The 16,069-nt window shown below is 57.3% G+C and carries 12 protein-coding genes and 1 tRNA gene; 8 read left to right on the top strand and 5 right to left on the bottom strand.

Going from position 1 to position 16,069, the window contains the following annotated elements:
* Positions 1 to 192: 192 nt before the first annotated feature.
* From FQB27_RS12275 to FQB27_RS12285, 3 genes are all read left to right on the top strand, one after another.
* Positions 193 to 280, top strand: a tRNA-Ser gene (locus tag FQB27_RS12275).
* A 141-nt stretch (positions 281 to 421) separates the two neighbouring features.
* A complete protein-coding gene (locus tag FQB27_RS12280) occupies positions 422 to 1,078 on the top strand; it encodes a hypothetical protein (protein WP_169561326.1) in 657 nt (218 codons plus the stop codon).
* A 135-nt stretch (positions 1,079 to 1,213) separates the two neighbouring features.
* Positions 1,214 to 3,097 (top strand): hybrid sensor histidine kinase/response regulator, encoded by a 1,884-nt coding sequence (locus FQB27_RS12285; protein ID WP_169561327.1) that lies wholly within the window; start codon positions 1,214 to 1,216, stop codon positions 3,095 to 3,097.
* 52 nt (positions 3,098 to 3,149) lie between these two features.
* On the opposite strand, the gene FQB27_RS12290 is transcribed toward FQB27_RS12285, so the two are convergent.
* A complete protein-coding gene (locus FQB27_RS12290) occupies positions 3,150 to 3,797 on the bottom strand; it encodes a LuxR C-terminal-related transcriptional regulator (RefSeq protein WP_169561328.1) in 648 nt (215 codons plus the stop codon).
* A gap of 404 nt (positions 3,798 to 4,201) precedes the next feature.
* Between FQB27_RS12290 and FQB27_RS12295 the strand changes: the two genes are divergently transcribed.
* Both FQB27_RS12295 and FQB27_RS12300 read left to right on the top strand, forming a co-directional pair.
* Complete coding sequence (locus FQB27_RS12295; RefSeq protein ID WP_169561329.1) at positions 4,202 to 4,789, top strand: HupE/UreJ family protein; 588 nt, start codon at positions 4,202 to 4,204, stop codon at positions 4,787 to 4,789.
* A gap of 165 nt (positions 4,790 to 4,954) precedes the next feature.
* Positions 4,955 to 5,560, top strand: a complete 606-nt coding sequence (locus FQB27_RS12300) for an NADPH-dependent FMN reductase (RefSeq protein WP_169561330.1) — start codon at positions 4,955 to 4,957, stop codon at positions 5,558 to 5,560.
* On the opposite strand, the gene FQB27_RS12305 is transcribed toward FQB27_RS12300, so the two are convergent.
* Both FQB27_RS12305 and FQB27_RS12310 read right to left on the bottom strand, forming a co-directional pair.
* Entirely contained in the window at positions 5,535 to 6,887 is a 1,353-nt protein-coding gene (locus FQB27_RS12305) for a flavin-dependent oxidoreductase (RefSeq protein ID WP_169561331.1), read from the bottom strand. The genes FQB27_RS12300 and FQB27_RS12305 overlap by 26 nt on opposite strands.
* A gap of 120 nt (positions 6,888 to 7,007) precedes the next feature.
* Positions 7,008 to 7,775 (bottom strand): SDR family NAD(P)-dependent oxidoreductase, encoded by a 768-nt coding sequence (locus FQB27_RS12310; protein ID WP_169561332.1) that lies wholly within the window; start codon positions 7,773 to 7,775, stop codon positions 7,008 to 7,010.
* A gap of 197 nt (positions 7,776 to 7,972) precedes the next feature.
* On the opposite strand from FQB27_RS12310, the gene FQB27_RS12315 reads away from it, so the two are divergent.
* Together FQB27_RS12315 and FQB27_RS12320 are read left to right on the top strand one after the other, a co-directional pair.
* Complete coding sequence (locus FQB27_RS12315; protein WP_169561333.1) at positions 7,973 to 9,274, top strand: GGDEF domain-containing protein; 1,302 nt, start codon at positions 7,973 to 7,975, stop codon at positions 9,272 to 9,274.
* Positions 9,275 to 9,333: 59 nt separating this feature from the next.
* Positions 9,334 to 9,996 (top strand): DsbA family oxidoreductase, encoded by a 663-nt coding sequence (locus FQB27_RS12320; RefSeq protein WP_169561334.1) that lies wholly within the window; start codon positions 9,334 to 9,336, stop codon positions 9,994 to 9,996.
* Positions 9,997 to 10,033: 37 nt separating this feature from the next.
* Here FQB27_RS12320 and mfd read toward each other — a convergent pair whose 3' ends face one another.
* Complete coding sequence (gene mfd, locus FQB27_RS12325) at positions 10,034 to 13,531, bottom strand: transcription-repair coupling factor (protein ID WP_169561335.1); 3,498 nt, start codon at positions 13,529 to 13,531, stop codon at positions 10,034 to 10,036.
* Positions 13,524 to 13,817, bottom strand: coding sequence for an FAD assembly factor SdhE (locus FQB27_RS12330; RefSeq protein WP_169561336.1), 294 nt, complete (start codon positions 13,815 to 13,817; stop codon positions 13,524 to 13,526). The genes mfd and FQB27_RS12330 overlap by 8 nt, the downstream gene beginning before the upstream one ends.
* A 155-nt stretch (positions 13,818 to 13,972) precedes the next feature.
* Between FQB27_RS12330 and recG the strand changes: the two genes are divergently transcribed.
* Entirely contained in the window at positions 13,973 to 16,066 is a 2,094-nt protein-coding gene (gene recG / locus FQB27_RS12335) for an ATP-dependent DNA helicase RecG (protein ID WP_169561337.1), read from the top strand.
* Positions 16,067 to 16,069: the final 3 nt, after the last annotated feature.

Raw genomic sequence — 16,069 nt, forward strand, 5'->3', positions numbered from 1 at the left:
ATACCCTTTCCTTTTGCCACAGAGGGCCTTGCGGCGCAACGGTCTGGACCAGCAAAAAAAGAACAGGGAAAGCCGTTTTACGACTTTATTTTCAATCTAGCCTATTGACAGGACGGAAAGGGAACTTTAAACGGTCTCCCCAGCACAAGGAAACGATCCTTTGTGCCCGGGCAATGATCCATTGCCCCTTGCGGAGGGATGGCTGAGCGGTTTAAAGCGGCGGTCTTGAAAACCGTTGTAGGGCAACCTACCGGGGGTTCGAATCCCTCTCCCTCCGCCACCTTATACTTCCTGAACAAAGTCAACCCATACCCCAGCAACCTGCGTTGCGCGTAATCGGCCGCATGGTTTTCGCCTTCCCTTGCCAGCGCCTTCCCGTTATATTTATTGTTTACTAATATAAATAAACATCTGGGGGTTGATGATGAAAATAACGGCCTTTCTCTTTCTGCTTTCCGCCCTCCTCCCCGCCTCAGCCACGGCCGCAACCATGACCTTCAGCGGCCTGACCAGCGAACATGACGTGTGGACCGAAGACGGGATCACCGCAACCGGATTGGATGGTGCCACCGCCAGCGTGCTGCGGGGTGAAGTCGGTCACCTTGATGACGGCTCCACCCAGTTTGCCACCACCATCGAATTCACCATGGCCGGTGATTTTTCGGCGAACGCCTTCGATCTTATTCCCTTGGGTCAGTCGGCCATTGACTGCAACCCGGACCTTCGAAGCTGCGCCTTTCCCTTCACAGATGCGGTGTGGGACAATGTGGTTGTTGAAGGCTGGAAAGACGGTGTTCTTGTAGCCTCCGACAGTTTTTGGATGGGGGAAACAGCCAGCACCTACAGCTTCGACAGCAGCTTTTCCCTGCTGGATACCCTTCTGATAAAGAACCTTCGCCTGCCGGAAGGGGCGGATTTCTATTGCCTTATTGATTACTGCTCCCACTTCAATATCGACAATGTCCAACTGACGGTAGTACCACTTCCCGCCGCCCTGCCCCTGTTTGCCTCTGGCGCGGTTGGGTTATGGGTCTTTCTTTTCCGCCGAGGGCGAAAGCGGAAAAACACACCCATTTGACCTAGATCAACTTAAAATTGGGATAATTCCCTTTTTTAATAATTTAACAACCGCGCAATGCTAGCATTCCGATCAAGTAATAATAATGAAAATTGATTTTGCGATATGTTGAATTGTAGCAGGGCTAGGGGTCGCATGAGGGGCAACATTGAGTCGCTGACCGAGTTCGTTTTGGGGGAAACGTCGGAGTGGGTCTGGGAAACGGGAGAGGATCATCAGATCATCTTCTCCAACCACAGGCTGGAGCCATTTCTGGGCTCATCCTATGAGGATGTGTCTGGCACCAACCTTATTACCATCCTCGACACCCTCAGCGAAAACGGTGAGAGTGTTAACACCATCCGGGCCCATATGAACGGGCACCGGACCTTTTCCGGTATTTCCGTTACCCTGACGCCCGGCAACGGGGACAGGATTGTCCTGACCCTATGCGGCGACCCGAAATTTGACGGCACCACCTTCCAGGGCTTTGTCGGCATCGGGAAATGGGTTATCGAACAGGGGTTTCAAAAGGTCTGCCGCCCGAACCTTGAAAAATTGTTCACAGCGGTGGAGCATTCCCCCAACAGCATCCTGATCACCGACCGGGCCGGCATTATTGAGTATGTCAATCCGGGCTTCGAAAGCATCACCGGCTATACCCGCGAGGAAGTGTACGGCAAGACCCCCCGTGTCCTCAAATCCGGCCTGACAGAGCGCAATACCTATACCAAGATGTGGGGCGATATTCTGGCCGGGCGCAGTTGGAAGGGAACGGTCTGCAACCGCAAGAAAAACGGCGAGATTTACTGGAGCGAGGAAACCGTCTCCCCCGTTCGGGACGAAACCGGCCATATCTCCCATTTCATTGCCATTCAGCAGGATGTGACAGAGCGGGTCCGAACCCAGCTTGAACTTCGTCTCAGCGAGGAAAAATTCAAGGATTATTCCGAGGTCGCCTCCGACTGGTACTGGGCCATTGACGAGGACTACCGGTTCACCGAACTGTCGGACTCGGTGGCCAGTTATTCCGGTCTCAACATGTATGAAATGCTGGGCCGCACCCGGTTTGACAACATTTCCGAACCGGAGGATATGGAAAAATGGCAACGGCACCTTGACGACCTGAGAGCCAAGCGACCGTTCAGAAACTTTCAGTATACCTTTATACGCCCCGATGGAGAGCGCCGCCTGTGGCAGATTTCCGGCAAGCCGATCTTTGACGAGGATGGGAATTTCAAGGGGTACCGAGGGGTTGGCCGGGATGTGACAAAACAGAAATCCCTGGAGGAACAGCTTCACCAATCCCAGAAAATGGAGGTCGTCGGCCAATTGGCGGGCGGCTTTGCCCATGACTTCAACAATCTGCTGGCGATCATTAGCGGCAATACGGAACTGATGCTGGAATCCCTGTCCAACGGACAGCCCATCGACGCTGACAAGCTGCAGAAGATCATGGAGGTGGTCGACAAGGGAACCGCCCTGACCCAGCAGATCCTGGCCTTTTCCCGGAAACAGATGCTGCTTCCCGACTATACCAATATCGGTGAGCATATTACGCATATGCAGGACATGCTGAAAAGCAGTCTGGGAGAAGGCATTGACCTGCAAATTCAGGACAACGCACACGACCGCCGCTGTTTTGTCGATCCCAACCAGCTTGCCAGTGCCATCCTCAACGCGGTTATCAATGCCCGCGACGCCATGCGGGGAACAGGCACCCTTCACCTTCGTGTTGACGTTCAGGACGTCCCCTTCCCCTCTCCCTACCCGGAAGTGAGGCCCGGCAGCTATATCGTCCTGTCCATTCAGGATACGGGCGACGGGATTGAGGAAGACCATATGAGCAAGGTGATTGAGCCCTTCTTCACCACCAAGGAGCCCGGCAAGGGAACCGGTCTTGGCCTCAGCATGATTTTCGGCTTCGCCAAGCAGTCCGGCGGCGGGATCACACTGGAAAGCAGCAAGGGGGTTGGAACCACCCTCAGCATCTATCTGCCCTGCCAGCCGGTCGAGGAAGAGCTGAACTGGCCGGACTAGAAAAGAATTTCTGACTTTGAAATGGGAAACGGCCCGTAAGCGGTAAGCGGACCTAGATCAGGTTCAGATGGTTTGCGATATTCACCGCTTGTGTGCGGTTTTTCGCTTTCAGGTCCCGCATCAGGCTTGCCATATGCGCCTTGACCGTACCGGGCGCGATATTCAACTCCCGCGCAATCGCCTTGTTTGATTTTCCTTTTGCAAGGGCTTTCAACACATCCAGTTGCCGGCCGGTCAGTCGGGGGGACCAGCCGGTCCCGGCCCCAAAATCTTCTGTTTCCGGGGTGTCTCCATATAATCTCAGATATTCCGGGTGCAGATGCGGCGGATAATACTGTCCCCCGGCCCGCACCATATTGATCGCGGCAATCACGATTTCCTTGCGGGACTGTTTTTCGATAAAACCGGAGAATTTCAACTCGAACGCCAGATAGAGGCATTGCTGGGACGTATTCAGGGACACCCCGATGACCGGGATTGTCTCTGCCAGTTCACGCAGGCGGGCACGGGCCTCCATATCGTCTTTTGAAATATCATCGATATCCACCAGCACAAGATCAAAGGCAACCTCGTCCATAAAGGTTAACCCCTGCTCAACGGTTTCCGCCCCGAAAACAAGGCTGTCCGTGTAGGCTTCCTGCAACAGCAGTTTAAAGCCACTTCGGCAAATCTCAATCTGATCGATGACCAGCACGCGCATATTCAAAACTGCCCAACTTGTTACAATAAAGTTACGTAACGATACGATAACATATTTTTTGTCACAAACTGTTTGAAATCAACATAAATATTATGGGCTAAGACATATTGTCGCACCCACCCATTTCTCCTATAACCTATTGCCATAATTGTTAAAATTTTCTTTCAAATTTATGTGATTTCTATTTCGGGCCACGAAGTTCCCCTTTTTCTCGCCGCCCTAAAAAACTCGCTTTTTCAGCCCCTTCCGCTGCTAAAATACCCGTCTCGCCTGTGTTGAGCCTCACGCCCCGCCAATCCCGACCCGGAACGAAAAGACCTATTCATCTGTTGTTTTCATGGGGGATACGGCTATGATCTCGGATCAAAATTTCAGATATTCCAAAATTCAACAGGGGTTCACACATGAACAAACGTTCCCTCCTTCTTGCTGCAGTCCTGACAATGGCCGCCTCGCCGGCGCTGGCCCATACAGCGGTTGGCCACACATCCGGCCTGATGTCCGGTTTCACCCATCCCATTGGCGGGCTGGATCACATCCTGGCCATGGTTGCGGTTGGTATTCTGGCCATCCAGCTTGGCGGCAAGTCCCTGTGGACGGTTCCGGCGGCCTTTGTCGGCATGATGATCGTTGGTGGCCTTCTGGGGATTAGCGGCTTGGCCCTTCCGTTCGTGGAACTGGGAATTGCAGGCTCTGTTGTAATCCTCGGCTTTGTTGTGGCACTGGGCCGCAAAATGCCCATGGCGGCGGCCATGACCCTCGTTGGTGCCCTTGCCATCTTCCACGGTCACGCCCACGGTACGGAAATGCCGGTTGATGCAAACGGTATCGGGTATGGCCTTGGCTTTGCGGCGGCAACGGTCCTGCTGCATCTGGCCGGTATTGTTCTTGGCAAGGCCGCCGGGCGCGCCAGTGCGGCTTACGCCCCGCTTGCTGTTCGGGTTGCCGGTGGCTTTATTGGCGGCATGGGTCTTTCCCTGCTCGCTGCATAAAAGCGAATACATTGATTTTCACGGGGCGGCAGGCAGTTGTCGCCCCGTTTTTTTTTGCGGGCCTTATCCCGACCTTCCCGCACCCGGCCCTTTCAGGGGCTTGTCAGTCCTTCCCATCTTCCGATAAACAATCCCTTGGCCGCCACGGACAGGAGTTGAGTTATCATGAGCAAAATCGGCATCATTATTGGCAGTGTCCGGGACAAGTCCCAGTCTGCCCGCATCGCCCATCACATTCAGGACCGCCTTGCCCGGCAGCCGGAGCAACCGGAAACCGTACTCTTTTCCCTGAAAGACCTTGCCCTTCCCCTGTGGAGCGAAGAAAAATGGCAGGCCGACAGCCCCCTGTCCCGCGATTGGGCCCCGGTATCCGCTTCACTGGCACGCTGTGACGGCTTTGTTTTTGTGGTTCCCGAATGGGCCGGTATGGCACCGCCCCATCTCAAGAATTTCCTGCTGATGTGTGATCAGGGGGAACTGGCCCACAAGCCCTGCCAGTTGATCGGGGTCAGCGCCGGTATGGGCGGGGCCTATCCTGTCGCCGAACTCAGGATGAGCGGCTACAAGAACAATTTCCTCATGTGGTTGCCCGACCACATGATCCTGAGGCAGGTCAACGACCTGTTCACCAGTGATCCGGCCACCCCGCTGGATGATCGCCTGAACCAGCGGCTGGATTATTGCCTGCGCTTCCTGACGGAAACCGCCCGGGCCCTGACCCCGGTGCGGCAGACATGTCAGGACCTCAGCACCTACAAAAACGGCATGTAGGCCGGGACCAACCAAAAACCAATCTTGCCGGGGCCGAAAGCCTTTCCGCCCCGGCCCCGCTCTTTTCTAGGCGGTACGGGCGCCCTGCCCTTTCAGGCTTTCCTTGTCGAACCCGGCCAGTTTTTTTATAGGCCGTCGCCACATCTTCCAGAACCTCCGGTGCGATACAGGTATGGCGGTCCCCGCATTGCCCGCCGCATGTATCACGAACCATCTGCATGACCTTTTCCGGTCCGGTTTCCCGGTTCGCAAGCTGGATCTTTTTCGTGGGTTCAAGCCGGACCGCCTCATATTCCGCCAGCACCTCCGGCACATCCAGACCCGACGCCATCAGTTCTGTAAAAGTCATGGCATCCAGAACCCCTTGCGACACACCGTTGGACCCGTTGGGATACATGGCGTGGGCCGCATCCCCCATCAACGTCACCCGGCCAAACGTCCATTTCGGGATCGGGTTCCGGTCGATCATGGGGAAGCGATGCACGGACAGGGCATTCTGGAACAGGGCGTGAATATCCAGCCACCCCAGGTTCCAGTCCTTGAAGGCGTCCGCGAATTCCTCCAGCCCGCCGGTCTGGTTCCAGTCGGCCTGATGGGCGTTCAGGTCGGATGGAATGCGGCGCTCTGCAATCCAGTTGATATAGGTCAGCCCCCGCCGGGCACTTTCCGCCCGAATGGGATAGGCCACCAGCTTCACATCGTTGTGGCCCGCCATGAACATGGATCGCCCATCCAGATAGGGCGGCATTTCGGTCACCCCGCGCCACAGCATCTGGCCGGAATAATGGGGCGGCCCTTCATCGGGATAGAAAATCCGGCGTAACCGCGAATTGATGCCGTCAGCCCCCACCAGAAAATCGGCTGTGACACTGCCCTGCGGACGGTCCCCGGCGTGGTTGGTGAAAAAGGCCGTCACCTGATCCGCGTTCTGTTCAAACCGGTCAAGGCGCCAGTCGGTGACAACCGCATCCTCGCCAAGGCGCTCTTTCACCGCGTTCAGCAGGATCATGTGAAAATCGCCGCGATGGATGGAAAATTGCGGAACCTCATATCCCGCTTCAATCCCTCTTGGCTCTTTCCAGATTTCCTTGCCGTCCTCGCTGTAATATCCAAGGCTGGATGTGCGGATGGCAACCTTGTCCAATTCCGCCATCAGCCCAAGCCGGGCCAGATTGCGAACCGAATGGGGCAACAGGTTGATCCCGACCCCGAGCGGCTTTATCTCCGGCACGGTCTCGAACACTCGCACCTTTATTCCCTGCTCATGCAGGGCAAGGGCCAGTGTCAGGCCAACCAGTCCCCCGCCTGCAATAATCCCTTCAGGCATATTCCCCCCTTCTGTCAGTCAATACCGACCGCGCGGCGGGCAGGCTGCCAGCACCCTTTTCCTTGTTTTTTTCTGGGTGCCAGCATCCCGCCCTGACATGTCTTTTGCGCGGTCTTTGATTTAAAATCCGGTGGCGACCAAACCGTCATCCACCTCAATCATGCTGCCGTTCATGAAATCCGAACCCGGCCCGGCCAACAGCAGCAAGGCCCCGTCCAGATCTTCCGGCTGGCCGACCCGGCGGCCCGGCAAACGGGCGATCAGGCGCTTGCCCGGTTCCGTTTCCCAGTATTCGCGGTTAATGTTGGTGACGATATATCCGGGATTGATGCCGTTCACATGAATCTTGTATCGGCCCCATTCATCGGCAAGCGCACGGGTCATATGCTGCACCGCCGCCTTGGACATGCAATAGGCGATATTCTGCTTCAGGACCCGCGATGCCGCGACCGAGGCAATATTGATCATTTTTCCGCCGTGCCCGTGACGGATCATGCTTTGCGCCACGGCCTGTGCCACGAAAAAAGCGCCCTTGGCGTTGGTGTCCATAACCGCGTCGAAATCCTCTTCCGAGATTTTCTCGGACGGGCTCAGGCGGCTGATCCCGGAATTGTTGACCAAAATATTGATCGGCCCCAATTCGGTTTCCGCCACATTGACCGCTTCGCTGATGCTGCTGACATCCGTCACATCCATGCGAACCGGCAAGGCGCGCCCGTCAAATCCCTCGATCTCGCGGGCCAGTTCCTCCAGCTTGTCCGTGCTTCTGGCGGCAAGGGACACTTTCGCCCCGGCCCGCGCCAGTGTCAGCGCGAATTGCCATCCCAGACCGGACGAAGCCCCGGTTACCAAAGCATGTTTTCCTTCCAAAAAGGTCGGTGTTGTCAAAATCTTTCTCCCAAACAGATATTACTTTTTGCGATTATGATCTTCTTCTCAGCCTTCGAAATCAAGCGGTTAAAAATCAATTCTTCGATCAGGCATGAAACGCGGCGGCCCGCCTTGAAACAATTGACCGGTGTGTAATTAAAATTTTAATAAAATCATGAAATAACACCCCTTCCAAACGCCCATGGGAGCGCATCATGCCGGTTTCCGCCTCTATCCAGATCATTTCCAACCACCCGGAAGAACGCCTGATCCGGCTTCTTGCAGACGCCGGTCACAAGGCCCATCCCATTGCGCCCGACACAGTTTCAGGGGACATGGTGGCGGATTTTCCGGACAAGCCGGATGTGTTGTTCTTCTGCCCAAGCGAGGCGGAAGACCTCTCCCTTCCCCCGGCCCTTGCCGCCGATTGTCCGCCCCTGATTACGATCGGCGGTACCACCCTTGATGAGCAGGCTCATTCCCTGCCACGCAATTTCACGGATATCGAACTTCTGGAACGTCTGTCCTCCCTCCTCCGCCTGCAAACAATGAAAGAGGAATTTACCCGGCGCAAGCGCACCCTTGGCCAATACGGACTGAAGGAAACCGCCCTTGATCTTCCCGACCGGGAAATGGGCAAGGCAAGGATATTGCTGATCGGGGATCGGGCGGACCTGCTGGGGGATATTCTGCTGCGGCTGGAAAACAAGGCCCAGCCCCATATTTGCCGGATTGCCGCCACCGCCCCCCAGCAACTTCGCGAGAACCATTTCGACGGCGTTGTCATTCTGGGGGTGGCGCCCGGTGACAGTCACTTGCGACTGGTCAATGATTTGCGGGCCGACAGCCGGCTGTTCTCGTTGCCGGTGGTGTTTGTGCTGGAACATGAAAGCAACCGCGAGGCGGCCTATGTTCACGGGGCGTCTGACGCGGTAGTCACCCCAAATGAAATGGACAGCCTGTTCCCAAGGCTTTCCCTGCATATCCAGCTTTCCCGCTATCGCCGGACCCTTCAAACCCTACTTCGGATTGCCACACCGCTACGGGTGGCGGATGGGCCTTCGGGCCTTTATTCCTTTGGTTTCATGCAGGCCCATCTTGGCCGCATGATCAAGGACCACAAGGCGCGCAACCGATATCTGTCCGTCGCCAGCCTGCATCTGTCTAATCTGGACGACTTGAATACCGCATACGGATACCCGGCGGGCGATCAGGTTCTGCGGCAAACCGGGTCCCTCCTTTCCACCCTTCTGCGGGGCGAGGATTTCTGCTGCCGTCATTCCGGGGGGCGGTTCATCATTGCCATGCCCCACACCATGGAACAATCGGCCCGGACGGCGCTGGACCGGATTTGCAGTGTGGCCCGGCACACGGAATTCTCGGTGTTTGGACATGACGGCCCGGTTCTGCCCATTTTCACGCCGGGACTGGCCGAAATGAAGCCGGATGACACCCTTGAAAGCCTGCTGGAACGCAGCCTGCCCCCCCTTTCCGCCAGCCGGGATGCCGCAGAATGATCATGCGCTGCCCAAACCCCGGACTTGTCTCATGATCAATCGCCGCTTATCTTGATGGTATGAAAATAGATATTGTCTCCGATACCGTCTGCCCGTGGTGCTACATCGGCAAACGCAAACTTGAAGCCGCCCTTGCCCAGCGTCCCGATCTTGACGTGGAAATTACGTGGCATCCGTTCCAGCTTCACCCCGACATGCCCACTGAGGGGGCGGACCGGAAATCCTTCATCGCCGCCAAGTTTGGCAGCCCTGAACGCGCGCGGGAACTGTATGACACGGTTCAGCAGGCGGGCGCGGCCGTGGGGCTTGACCTTAATTTCGAAAAGATCGAACGCAGCCCCAACACCCTCAATTCCCACCGGGTCATTCGCTGGGCGGAAAGCGCGGGGGTACAGGATGCGCTGGTGGAAATCCTGTTCCGCAGCTTCTTTATGGACGGCAAGGACCTTGGGAATGACGAAACCCTTATCGCCGCTGCGGTAGAGGCCGGTATGGACGGCGACATCGTCAAGGACCTGCTGGACAGCGGGGCCGACCTTGACCTTGTCCGGGCCGAGGACATGCGGGCCCGCGAAATGGGCATTTCCGGTGTCCCCTTCTTCATTCTGGACAACAAATACGCCCTGTCCGGTGCGCAAGACCCGGCTGTCATCCTTGAGGTCATCGCGAAAATCGAGGCTGAAGCTGAGGCCGCAACCGAAGCCGACCCTTCACAATCCTGAAGTCAGTATCAGGCCGATTGTGACCGGCGGGATCACACTATCCCGCCGATGCAATCCTTGCCAGGTTCTGGACCAGTGACAGAACCCCTTTCAAGCGGTCTTCCGGGTGATCCCATGCCCGGGTATAGACCATCTTGTGATCCGCCCGCAATTTGGCCGCCCCCGGCTGGCGCGAGATAAACTCGACCAATCCGCCCGGATTGACGAACTCGTTGTTGCGGAAACCAAGCACGGCCCCTTTTGGCCCGGCCTCCACCTTCTCGATATTGGCAACCCGGCAATGCTGCTTGATTGTCATGATCTCGATCAGGTGCTTGACCTCGTCAGGCAACGGCCCGAACCGGTCAACCATTTCAACCGCAAAGGCATTGATATCGGCCTCGGTCTCCTGCGCGGCAATCCGGCGGTAAAGCTCCATCCGCAAGGTCAGGTCCGTAACATAGGTTTCCGGGATCAGAACGGATGTCCCGATATTAATGCTGGGCGACCATTTGTCCCCGGCGTCATCGGTGATACCGAGTTCCTGATCCTTGGCGGCGGCAACCGCCTCTTCCAGCATTTCCTGATACAGCTCGAACCCGACTTCCTTGATATGCCCGGACTGTTCATCCCCAAGCAGGTTACCCGCCCCGCGAATATCAAGGTCATGACTGGCCAGCGTAAAGCCCGCCCCCAGCGTATCCAATGATTGCAGGACACGCAGGCGCCGTTCTGCCGCCTCGGTCGGTTGCTTGCGCGGTGGCAGGGTCAGATAGGCATAGGCCCGGGTTTTCGAACGACCGATCCGGCCCCGGATCTGGTAAAGCTGGGCCAGCCCGAACATGTCGGCCCGCCATGTCACAAGGGTATTGGCGGTCGGGATATCCAGACCGGATTCCACAATATTCGTCGCCACCAGAACATCATACGCCCCGTCATAGAAGGCATTCATGGTGGCATCCAGATCTTTCGCCGCCATCTGCCCGTGGGCCGCAACGTATTTAACTTCCGGCACATGTTCCGCAAGATAGCGCCCGACCTCTGCCAGATCACTGACACGCGGACAGACAAAGAAACTCTGTCCGCCGCGATAATGTTCCCGCAACAGGGCTTCACGGATCACGATCGGATCGAACGGCAGTACAAAGGTACGCACCGCCAACCGGTCAACCGGCGGGGTCGCAATGATGGACAGGTCGCGAATACCCGTCATGGCCAGTTGCAGGGTGCGCGGAATGGGCGTCGCCGTCAGGGTCAGCACATGCAGATCGGTCCGCATTTCCTTCAGGCGTTCCTTGTGGACCACACCGAAATGTTGTTCCTCGTCCACAATAACCAGACCCAAATCCTTGAAATTTATGGTTTTTCCAAGAAGGGCATGAGTTCCCACAACAATATCGACCTGCCCTTCGGCAAGGCCTTTCTTGGTCAGGTTCGCTTCCTTGGTTGTCACCATGCGGGACAGTTGGGCAACCCGAACCGGCAGCCCGGCGAACCGCTGGCTGAAGGTTTTGTAATGCTGCCGGGCCAGCAAGGTGGTCGGTGTGACCACGGCCACCTGTTTCCCGGACAAGGCCGCCACAAAGGCGGCCCGCAGCGCCACTTCCGTTTTCCCGAAGCCAACATCGCCGCACACCAGCCTGTCCATGGGACGGCCCTTGATCATGTCATCCATGGTGTCGGCAATGGCGGAAAGCTGATCCTCGGTTTCCTCAAACGGGAACCCGGCGCAGAATTCCTCATACGCCCCTTCCGGGGGCTGCAACCGTTCGGCAGAGCGCAATTGCCGGGCGGCGGCAATCTTGATCAACTGATCGGCCATTTCCATGACCCGCTTTTTCAGCTTGGCCTTGCGGGATTGCCATCCGGCCCCGCCGAGCCTGTCCAGCGTTGCCGCAGATTCCACACCGCCATAGCGGGACAGCATCTCGATATTTTCCACCGGCAGGTAAATCCGGTCGCCGCCGTCATACAGCAGGCTGACACAGTCACGGGGCGCGCCGGAAATATCAATTACCTTCAGGCCCTCATACTGGGCGATCCCGTGATCCAGATGCACCACATAATCCCCCACACTGAGCTGCGAGGCCTCGGCGATGAAATTCTCATGACGGCGGGATGTCTTTCTGGGCCGGGCCAACCGGTCGCCAAGAACGTCCTGCTCCCCGACAATGGCGAAATCCGGGGTTTCAAATCCTTTTTCAAGCGGGAAAACCGACAGCGCAATAACGGCTTTTCGTTTCGGCAGGTCCTTGAAACTGGGTGTCCGACTGAGCGGGCCAATCCCGTGATCCTTCAAAACGCCTTCATTGCGCGACAGGGACCCTTCCGAGAAATGCGAGATAATGACCCGTTTTCCAGCCCGGACCAGATCGTCGGTGTGGATTTTCAGATGCTCGTAGATATTGGAGCCCGGCTGTTTCCGTTCCGGGCCGAAATCCCGGCCGGGGCGACCGTGGGCATCAAGAACATGCGCGCCTTCCGCGCCGCTTCGATAAGGGGACACCGTCACCGTGTTCCGTGTTGCCAGCAAGGCGGCCCAGCCCTGTTCATCCAGATACAGCTGATCCGGTGGCAAGGGGCGATAATCCACAACCCGCCCTTCGGCGGCCACCTTGCGGCTGTCAAAATAATCATCGATGGTATCAAGACGGGCCTCGCGGGCCTCGTCCACCAGATGATCGAGAAAGACGACCGAATGGGGCAAATAATCGGTCAGGACAGACATTTTTTCATGGAACAGGGGCAGCCAGTGCTCCATGCCTGCATGTTTGCGCCGTTCGCTGACCGCCTCATACAAGGGGTCATCGCGGACAACCGCGCCGAAATTTTCGCGGTATCCGCTGCGGAAGCGGCTGACCGATGCCTCATTCAGCAGAAATTCGGTTGCCGCCAGAAAATCGATGCCCGGCATTTTGCCGGTGGATTTCTGGGACAAGGGGTCGAAGGTTCGAATGCCTTCCACCTGATTGCCGAAGAAATCAAGACGGACCGGTTCTTCGGCGCCCGGCGGGAAGATATCGATCAATCCACCGCGCACGGCAAATTCCCCCGGCTCCATGACACTGCCGATGCGGGAAAAGCCGTTGGCAACCAGAAAGGCCTTCAGGTCTTCCGGGTCGAACTTGTCCCCCACCTTGATCGGGAAACAGGCGGTCTTGACCATGTCCGGCGGCGGCACCTTCTGCAGCAGAGCGTTGACCGTGGTCAGCACAACCCGCGGCCGGCCCCAGTCCCGCGTCAGCAGGGACAGCGTATTCATCCGGTGGGCGACGATTTCCGCGTTCGGGGACACCCTGTCATAGGGCAGGCAATCCCATGCGGGGAAGGTCAGGACCTCAAGGTCCGGGTCAAAGAAATTGAGCGCCGCCTCCGTCGCGGCCATCCGCACATCTTCCCGAAGCACAAACAGCACATCGTGGCTGGCCTGCCGCGCAAAAGCGGCAAGAAGATAGGCGTCATAGCCTTCCGGGACGGCTTCCAACTGGAAACTGTCGGCGGAACGTTCTGTGGCGGCCAGCCTGTCAATCAGGCTGGCAGTCAGGTCTTTAGTCATCTTGCTCGACTTGTGCGGGGTCATGTTCATACAGCGCAAAATTCTTCAATTGATTCATGACGCTTGTATCGTACTCTTCGGGAATTTCCTCCCGCCCGACAGCCCACGCATAGATGCTGGGATCCCCTGCCTTCAGCAGCGTTTCATAAATATCCAGTTCCTCGTCGGAATATGTTTTGAGATATTTGTTGGCAAACCGGCCCAGCATCAGGTCGGTTTCCTTCATTCCGGTATAGCGGGACCGGTGAAGAAGGCGCTTGCGACGAATGATGGTATCTTCTGACATCTTGAAACCCTTTGTTTGAAGTGCAACAGGGTATACCCTTTTTGTTTTTGCCTGTCAGCATCTCAGGTAGACAAGATCATAAAAACTGTCCTATTCCATTGACGAGCACCGTCGTCACATTTCACAATCGGCCCCCTGTTTGCTGAGGAAAACCGTTGCGCCCTGAAAGTCTGTTTCCGCTTTTCAAATCCGTTTCCACCCTGAAAGGGATCGGTCCGCGCCTTCAGGCCCTGATCGGCAAGGTGGCCGGTGACCACATCATTGACCTTGCCTTCCATCTTCCGGCTGGGCTGGTCAGCCGGGTCCGGCTGGAACAGTTGAGCGAGACCGCCCTCACCCGTCAGGTCATCGTCAAGGCCCTTGTCCGCCAGCATACCCCGTCCCGTAACCGGCGGATTCCCTATCGGGTTGTCTGTCAGGTTGGCGATGACCTTTTGACCCTGACCTTCTTCAACGGGCGCGAGGATTACCTGCGCCGCCAGTTGCCCGAAGGCTCCCTCCGCCTGATCAGCGGAAAGTTGGAACAATATTCCGGTGAGTTTCAGATCACCCATCCCGATCACATCCTCAGCCCGGACGAGGAAGACCTGATCCCCGTACACGAACCGGTCTATCCGCTGACGGCGGGACTGACCAACGGCGCCCTGATCAAGGCGTCGCGCCAGTATATGGAAACCGTCCCTCAACTGCCGGAATGGATTGACCCTGCCCTTCTTCAGCGAGAGAAATGGGAAAGCTGGAAAGCCTGCCTTGAAAAGGCTCATACCCCGGAAGGCGAAGGCGACCTGTCCCCCAATGCCCCGGCGCGCCAGCGTCTTGCCTATGACGAGTTACTCTCCAACCAGTTGGCGCTGGAACTTGTCCGGCGCAGCATGAAGCGCAAACCCGGCCGGGCGCTGGTCGGCAACGGCTCGCTTCGCGACGCGATCGAACGCTCCCTGCCCTTCAAGCTGACCCACGCCCAGAATGTGGCGCTGTCGGAAATCTTTGCGGACCTGTCCGCCCCGCACCGCATGTTGCGCCTGTTGCAGGGCGATGTGGGAAGCGGCAAGACCGTTGTGGCCGTCATGGCCATTGCACAGGCAATCGAGGCTGGCGCACAGGCCGCCCTGATGGCACCGACGGAAATTCTGGCCCGTCAGCACATGGCCGCTATCACCCCGCTGGCCGAGGCCGTGGGCCTGAAAACCGCCCTGCTGACCGGACGGTTGAAAGGCAAGAAACGCGACGCCGTGTTGCAACAACTGGCCAGCGGCGAAATTCATATCGCCATCGGGACCCACGCCCTGTTTCAGGATGACGTGATCTATCACGATCTGGGCCTTGCCATCATCGACGAACAACACCGGTTTGGCGTTCACCAGCGTCTGGCCCTCAGTTCAAAAGGCCGGGATGGCAACGGCGGCGTGGATGTGCTGGTCATGACCGCAACCCCGATCCCCAGAACCCTCGCCCTCACGGCCTATGGGGATATGGATGTTTCCATCATCGCCGAAAAACCGCCGGGACGAAAACCCGTTGATACCCGCGCCATCGAGGTCGAGCGCCTGGATGATGTGGCAGGCAGTCTGGGGCGCAAGCTCAAGGATGGGGAGCGGATTTACTGGGTCTGCCCGCTGGTCGAGGAAAGCGAGGTCAGCGATCTTGCTGCCGCAGAAGATCGGTTCGGCTATCTGGAGCGGCTGTATCCGGGACAGGTTGGTCTGGTCCACGGCAAGATGAAGGCCGATGAAAAGGATACGGCCATGGAACGGTTCGTGTCCGGTGAAACCCGCATTCTTGTCGCCACAACGGTGATCGAGGTCGGCGTTGATGTGCCCGAAGCCACGGTCATGATTATCGAACATGCGGAACGGTTTGGGTTGGCCCAGCTTCACCAGTTGCGGGGCCGTGTCGGACGGGGCGGTCTGCACGGGGCCTGCCTGCTTCTGTATGCCGGTCCCCTTGGTGAAACCCAGAAGGCCCGCCTCAATATCATGCGCGAAACCGAGGATGGCTTCCGCATCGCCGAGGAAGACCTTCGCCTGCGCGGTGCCGGTGAACTTCTGGGAACCCGTCAAAGCGGATTGCCCGTCTTCAAGATGGCCGATTTACAGGAACACGGACGGCTGCTGTCCATTGCGCGGGATGATGCGCGTGTTTTTCTGGAAAATGACAAGGCTCTGGCCACCCCTCGCGGACAAGCGGTTAGAACCCTTCTCTACCTGTTCGAGCGGGACAGCGCCATCAAGTATCTTCAGTCAGGCTAGGAC

It is taken from the genome of Sneathiella chinensis (genome assembly GCF_012720115.1).
Taxonomy (GTDB): domain Bacteria; phylum Pseudomonadota; class Alphaproteobacteria; order Sneathiellales; family Sneathiellaceae; genus Sneathiella; species Sneathiella chinensis.

Coding starts and splice junctions, on each gene's coding strand:
- FQB27_RS12280 (WP_169561326.1), top strand. CDS start 422: ATGATGAAAATAACGGCCTTTCTCTTTCTGCTTTCCGCCCTCCTCCCC.
- FQB27_RS12285 (WP_169561327.1), top strand. CDS start 1,214: ATGAGGGGCAACATTGAGTCGCTGACCGAGTTCGTTTTGGGGGAAACG.
- FQB27_RS12290 (WP_169561328.1), bottom strand. CDS start 3,797: ATGCGCGTGCTGGTCATCGATCAGATTGAGATTTGCCGAAGTGGCTTT.
- FQB27_RS12295 (WP_169561329.1), top strand. CDS start 4,202: ATGAACAAACGTTCCCTCCTTCTTGCTGCAGTCCTGACAATGGCCGCC.
- FQB27_RS12300 (WP_169561330.1), top strand. CDS start 4,955: ATGAGCAAAATCGGCATCATTATTGGCAGTGTCCGGGACAAGTCCCAG.
- FQB27_RS12305 (WP_169561331.1), bottom strand. CDS start 6,887: ATGCCTGAAGGGATTATTGCAGGCGGGGGACTGGTTGGCCTGACACTG.
- FQB27_RS12315 (WP_169561333.1), top strand. CDS start 7,973: ATGCCGGTTTCCGCCTCTATCCAGATCATTTCCAACCACCCGGAAGAA.
- FQB27_RS12320 (WP_169561334.1), top strand. CDS start 9,334: ATGAAAATAGATATTGTCTCCGATACCGTCTGCCCGTGGTGCTACATC.
- mfd (WP_169561335.1), bottom strand. CDS start 13,531: ATGACTAAAGACCTGACTGCCAGCCTGATTGACAGGCTGGCCGCCACA.
- FQB27_RS12330 (WP_169561336.1), bottom strand. CDS start 13,817: ATGTCAGAAGATACCATCATTCGTCGCAAGCGCCTTCTTCACCGGTCC.